This is a genomic window from Enterovirga sp. (assembly GCF_035325185.1).
Lineage (GTDB): Bacteria > Pseudomonadota > Alphaproteobacteria > Rhizobiales > Beijerinckiaceae > Enterovirga.
On record NZ_DAOLAJ010000144.1, the window covers coordinates 1 to 5704 of the forward strand.

Here is a 5704-nt window from a genome sequence, read left to right on the forward strand (position 1 = left end):
CCATCCGGATCGCATGGCCCCAGAAGCCGTCATGCATGAGGTAGATGCCGAGGAGGACCTGATCGCCCTCTTCCGGCACACGCTGCCATTCCTCGATCGAGGAATGGCAATAATCGGCCTCCGGCGCGATGGTGAGCCAGGTCTTGCAGAACTCGCATCCCGCATATCGGGCGACCCGCTCGAGCTCGGCCTGAAGCTGGAAGCCCTGACGGGGCTGGCGGCTCTCTCTGGCCCGGGCCTCGAACAGATCGTCGACGATCGCGGCGGCGCGCTCGTGCTTCTTCAGCTCGTCGGCGGATTTGACGACACGTCGGCGTTCGATCTCGGGCGTGAGGTCGATCCATTCCGCGCCGGGCAATCCGCTCGAGAGCGCATCTCAGAGCGGGACGGGCATCTCGACGCTCCCGATCACGCCGATGCGCGCCACGTCCCCGGTCTCACGACACAACGCGGCCGCGGCGTCGCCGAGCGAGGGCGCCGGGACGAAGCGTATCTCGGCCAAGCCGAAATGGTCCCGGCCATAAAAGGAGGAGAAGATATTGGTCACCAGAAGGCATGGCCACTTGCCCACTCGAAGAACCTGGATCGCATTCGTGTGGTGGCTGTCCCATCCGCACAGGTAGCGCATGCTGCCGTGGGTGCGCGATCTCGGGCCGATCATCGAGCCCATGGCGAAGACGACCAGGGACCGGCACCCCTGCGCCTCGGCGACGGCCATGATGTCCTGCAGGCGCCCATGGTAGTTTCAGGCGAGAGGGGCATGTCTCATTCCTCGAGAATGCTGGCGCGCTTGACGAGACGGGCCCAGCGTTCCGCCTCAGCCCTCATGAAGGCGCCGAATGATTCGGGCGAGCCCCCGGCCGAAATCATGCCTTGCTCGTCGAAATCATGCACGACCTCGGGCCGCGCGAGGATCGCCGAGACCTCGGCATTCGACTGCTCGATGACGGGTCGCGGCGTGCCCGCCGCCTCGACGAGCCCGTTCCAGTGACTCCCTGTCACGTTCGGCAACTCCGGCGCCCGCCGCATGGGGAACGATGAGAGAGCAGTGTGCAGCTCTTGCGACAGCGGTCCTGCCTCGAGACAAATGCGGCTCACCTGCAAGTTCAAAGCGTCGAAATAGCTGCAAAGGTTGCGTCGGATGGGACGGCGCGCCTTAATGCCGGCGACCTCGCTCGACCGGCCGCATGTCCTATCCCACCCGCTCCGCAGCGCGACAGGATGCCTCCGTGCTCCCGGAGGGCGACAGAGCCGCGACCGTCTTCATCTCCTACAGCCGCCGGGACATGGCCCTCGTCGACCGGCTCGATGCGGGATTGCAGGCGCGCGGCGTGAAGACGCTCGTGGACCGGGCGGCGATCGAGGTCGGCGAGCGCTGGTTCGACCGCCTGAAGGACCTCATCAGCCGGGCCGAGACCATCCTGTTCGTGCTCTCCCCGGATTCGGTCGGCTCGAAGATCTGCGCCGAGGAGGTCGCTTTCGGCCGGAAGCTCCACAAGCGCTTCATCCCGGTCGTCGTGCGCCGGGTCGAGGAGCCGAGCGTTCCTGAGGCGCTGAGCGAGCTGAACTACGTCTTTCTGGACGACGAGGGCACCTACGAGGCCCAGCTCGACCGTCTGGTCGCCGCGATCGGGACCGACCTCGCCTGGATGCGGGCCCATGCCGATCTCGGCCGGCTCGCGGAGGAGTGGAACGGCGCCGGGCGCCCGCGCGGACTTCTCCTGGGGGGCGCCCGGCTCGGCGCCGCCGAGGCCTGGATCGCGAGCCGTCCGGCCCATGCGCCCCTGCCGACGGAGGATACGCGCGCGCTGATCGCGGCGAGCCGGCGCGCTGCCCGCCACTGGCGCAACGGGCTGATCGGCGCCCTCGCACTCGGCCTCCTCGTCGCCCTCGGCCTCGCCGCTCTCGCCTATGTCCAGAGGCAGGACGCCGTCGCGCAGCGACAGGAGGCCGACCGGCAGGCGAGGATTGCCGGCGAGCAGCGGGAGGAGGCGCGCAAGCAGGAGGCGGAGGCGCGCCGGCAGACGGCGCGAGCGATTGAGGAGACGCGGAAGGCGGAGCAGCGCGCGGCCATCCTAGCCGCCAATGTCGGGCGAGCCCTCGCGGAAGACGGCTTCGTCGACCAGGCGCTTCTGCTTCTCCTGCGCTCGGCGGACACGTTTCGCCGGGAGGCGGCGCCGGACGACATGCTGATCGCCTTCACGACGGCGCTGACCGCCGCGGCCGGAACACGCACCGTCCCGCTTCCGGCGACGGTGAAGGTCTTCCCCACGCGCCGCGGCGCCTATCTGTTCGATCGGGCGACCAGGAATCTCATGCAGCTCGACGGCCATGCGACGAAGCCGATCCTGGAAGGGCGGCCCGACGACCGCGACATCCTCCTCCTCGAAGAGGCCCCCGACGGGCGCGGCCTGATCGTCCTGCGGGAGGGCTGGCTCGTCGAGCAGCTGGGGTGGTCGGGCGCGCGAGCGACGGTCCGCCGCCTTCCGCTCGCCGGGAGCGGCGTCGAGGAGACCGCGACCGGGGAGGAGGGAGGCCGAGCTTCCATCGGCCAGAACGGTCTCGTCCTCGCCGCGGAGGGTGACGGTCTGCTGCATGTGCTCGATGCCGTGACGGGCCAGTATTTCACGGCCACGGGCTCGTTCCCGAGACCCCTCGCGCTCACCGACAGCCGGGGCATCCGCCACGTCTCGGGGGACGATCGGTTCTACCGCGTCGTCTTCCAGGGGCGCGAGGGCGGATCGCTCCAACCCGTCAAGCCCCATCCGGGCCAGACATTCGACATGTCCTTCGGCCCGTGCCTGAACGGCGCGGAGGAGACGCAGCGCCGGGAGGCGCTCAAATATGTCCGGGAACTGGCGCTGGACCGCCCCGGTGCGGACATCGTCGCTTGCCGGCGGGTCGCCGGAAAGCTGCTGGTGACACGTGTGAGCTTCGGCTCGGCGGGGCGCGCGCGGGACGACGCCGTCATCGGCGAGTTCTACAGGACGACGATCCGGGCGATGCTGAACGATCTCGACCGCATCCGCGTCCCGAAGGGCAACGTGACCACGGTCGCCATCGAGCCCGGCACGGGCCGGCTCGCCGTCCTGATCGGCCGAGACCTCGTCGTTCTGGGAGACGATAGCGAGGTCCTGCTGCACAAGCGCCACGCCAGCGCGCCCGCCTATGCGGCTTTCGACGGCCCCGACAGGGTCGTGGTCGTGGACCCGGAGGGCGGGGTGCTGAAGATCCACGACATCGCGCACCAGGACGCGCGCTCGCTCCTCGTCCGCTCCCTGAGCGGGGACGCGGCGTCCTCGCTGAAGCTGAGGTCGCAGCAGGATGCGTGCCGCGCCGCCTCGCGCGCCGCCGGCACCCTTCCCGGCGGAGGCGTCGTCTCGGTCGTGACGGGCCGGACGAGAGGGATTCAGGTGGTCCGGGGGGAGTCCCGCACGATCGTTCCCTTGCCGGACGATGCGTGCCCGGTCTTCGACGAGGATCGGACGCGGCTCATGATCGTGCGAGATAAGGCCGTCGTCTATGATCTCGGCCGTGTCGCCGAGGCCGGGCGGCTCGACGGCGGCGTGATCGGAACGCTCGATCCGGGGGAAGGCGGCCAAGCCTATTTCCTGCGCGGCTCGCCCGACATCCTGACGGTTTCCTCCCAGCCGGTCAGGATGTGGCGCTGGAATGTCGATTCCTCCGGCCGGTGGCGCGGCGAGGAGGTCTATCGGGGCAAGGACGAGGTGTTCGCGGTCGAGCCCGACGCGGGCGGGACCCGGCTGGTCGTGACCGAGCAGGTCGGTCTCGCGACGCTCCGGGCCTATCTCTATTCCCTGACGGCGCGCCGCGAATGGCTTCATCTCGGCCAGATGTACAAATGGCTCTCCGCGGGCTTCGACGACGATGGCCACGTCGTCGTGAAGTTCGGGGAGGATCGGGCGAAGGTCTTCCGCATCCCCGATCTGGCCGGCATGGTGGCGGAGGCGCGAGACTCCCTGTCTCCCGGATGCAGGCCGCCATCGGCCGACGCCTATGCCGCCTCACCATGCTGGCCGCACGGCATCGAGTGATACCGCCGCTCTGCTGGAGTGACTCTGCGAGCGTTTCCAGGGTGTGGTGGTTCCGATTCAGTTCTGTCCTGCCTGGACGCCTCCCAAAACCTCGCGGTTTGAGGTGGTTCGTGGTGTGATGGGGCTGGCGATGGACGAGGTGGCTCGATGCGCGGTCAGCCTGGGTTTTTCGACGTCGACGAGCGCCTGAAGGACCTCTCGGCCAAGGGCGACGCGCTGGAGCGGCTCGCGTGATTGCCATCCGCGCCTACAACCATTGATTTGCAAACTGATGCAACCAATTAAAGACACCGTCGTCAGGGCCTGAACAGTGAGCGCTCTCTCATTGCATTCGCTTCCGCCTCCTCGGCAACAGTCTGATCGAGGACGGAGACCCGCTTCAAGGGGGTTGCTCCGATTGGGAGTGCCCGGACGATCTCCAGTCCGCCGCCTCCATCGGCCAGGGACTTCGACAGGGCTGTCACCTGGCCACACCAGATCGTCTCCGCGTCTCGATCGCGGGAGGAGTCGGCGGCTTGGCCCGGCGCCCCGAACGCCACGGGTCGCATTTGGAACTGGCGTCCGTCCGCTGCTCCGCTGACCTCGACGCCATAACCCGGACGGGCCGGGTCGGCGGCGACGAGCTTGCCGCTCGCCGCGAAGGTCGTGGTCATCCCCTCTCGGATCTCGTAACCGAGCCCCGCGAGGCCTTTCATGACGGCAGCCCGACGTGCCGCGGCAGCAGCCTTGGCACGATGGTCGGCCAGTGCCGCCTCCGCCGCCGATATGCGTGCCTGAACGATCTCTGCACTCAGCGTCCCATCGGATACCTCGAAGGTATCTGCTGGCAGCCCCGCCTGCGCCATTTCAGCGGGCAGCATCCGGAGGGCGGAAATCAAATCGGCAACTTTCCTGGTCTCGCCGAGGGCGCGCCCGGTTTCGACCTCCAGCCCGTCGAGTATGAGGCCACGGCGGGACGGTGGGGCCTGTCTGGCCTCCTCAAGCCGCGCCTGGAGGCGCTCAGTGGAGCCCGCGTACGCGAAGCTGGCCAACTCATCGAGCCGGGCCTCGATCCGGGCGATGCCCGGGTCGGATTCTGGTACCGGCTGCTCGGCTAGCCAATCGGCGAACGACATGGTCTCCGCCCCCGGTCGAAGTTGCTCGGCCAGGGAACTTTTCGCCTCGGGAGCCGGCCTCCTGGCCGATAGGGCCCGGAACCCTTCGGCCAGGGCCGCGTCGTCTCCCCGCTCGAGCGCACGCATCACGTTGCCCAAAAGCTCGATGCCGGCGACGCGAAGGGCCCGTAGGAGCGTCGCGGCCGCCTCGACGCGGCGTCTGGCATGTGTCCGCGCGATGGCCTTCGCTGCAGCGGCCTTCTTGAGCCTGAATCGTATGTCCGACTGCAGGAAGGATTCTTCCGCCGGCGCCTGGGCCTGCATTTCCACGAACTTCCCCTGGCCGACGAGGGCGGCCAGCGAGTCACGGCGGCGCCGCGCGGCCTCGATCGTCGCAGCATCCAGGCAATCGTTGCGGCGCCCCGCTTCAGACCACTCTTCGAAGGCGACGTCGATCCGCGCTAGCATGCCCCGGCAAATTGCCTCGTTCTCTTCGCGCGTGACGATCCGGACGACTTTCGGGCCGCTCAATTCCGCTCTCCTAAGGCTCGGATG

At 68.4% G+C, this 5704-nt stretch carries 5 protein-coding genes; 1 reads left to right on the forward strand and 4 read right to left on the reverse strand.

What is annotated here, in order from left to right; all coding sequences use genetic code 11:
* The 3 genes from PKD06_RS17985 to PKD06_RS17995 form a co-directional block, all read right to left on the reverse strand.
* Positions 1–358 (reverse strand): hypothetical protein (locus tag PKD06_RS17985; RefSeq protein WP_324382562.1); only part of this gene is annotated, 358 nt, incomplete at its 3' end.
* A gap of 18 nt (positions 359–376) precedes the next feature.
* Entirely contained in the window at positions 377–718 is a 342-nt protein-coding gene (locus PKD06_RS17990; protein WP_324382564.1) for a hypothetical protein, read from the reverse strand.
* A 47-nt stretch (positions 719–765) separates the two neighbouring features.
* Positions 766–1098 (reverse strand): tripartite tricarboxylate transporter substrate-binding protein, encoded by a 333-nt coding sequence (locus PKD06_RS17995; RefSeq protein ID WP_324382570.1) that lies wholly within the window; start codon positions 1096–1098, stop codon positions 766–768.
* 131 nt (positions 1099–1229) lie between these two features.
* Between PKD06_RS17995 and PKD06_RS18000 the strand changes: the two genes are divergently transcribed.
* A complete protein-coding gene (locus PKD06_RS18000) occupies positions 1230–4055 on the forward strand; it encodes a TIR domain-containing protein (protein WP_324382566.1) in 2826 nt (941 codons plus the stop codon).
* Between the two features lie 296 nt (positions 4056–4351).
* On the opposite strand, the gene PKD06_RS18005 is transcribed toward PKD06_RS18000, so the two are convergent.
* Positions 4352–5704 (reverse strand): hypothetical protein (locus PKD06_RS18005; RefSeq protein ID WP_324382568.1); only part of this gene is annotated, 1353 nt, incomplete at its 5' end.